The sequence below is a fragment of the Clostridium drakei genome (assembly GCF_000633595.2).
Classification (GTDB): domain Bacteria; phylum Bacillota; class Clostridia; order Clostridiales; family Clostridiaceae; genus Clostridium_AM; species Clostridium_AM drakei.
Map to the genome: position 1 here is coordinate 227 of NZ_JIBU02000121.1, position 227 is coordinate 453.

1 protein-coding gene is annotated in these 227 nt (G+C 52.4%); it reads left to right on the plus strand.

Annotated features, from left to right (window positions below; all coding sequences use genetic code 11):
- On the plus strand, nt 1-200 hold a 200-nt coding region (locus EG57_RS27530), incomplete at its 5' end, for a hypothetical protein (protein ID WP_200880617.1).
- Nucleotides 201-227: the final 27 nt, after the last annotated feature.

Below are 227 nucleotides of genomic sequence, written 5' to 3' on the forward strand. Positions count from 1 at the left end.
AGAAAAGAAAGAGGAGGGAAAAAAAGGAAGAGGGGGAGGAGGAGAAGGGGAGGAAGAGGAGGGGAAAGGGAGGAAAGGAAGGGGGGAGAGAGGAGGAAAAGGGGGGGAAGGGGAGAGAGGAGAGGGGGGAAAGGGGAAAAGAGAGGGGAGGAAGAGAGGAGGAAGAGGAGGGTAAAACAAGAAGAGGTAAGAAATCATGAGTCAAGTTACTGAACAATCCGTACGTG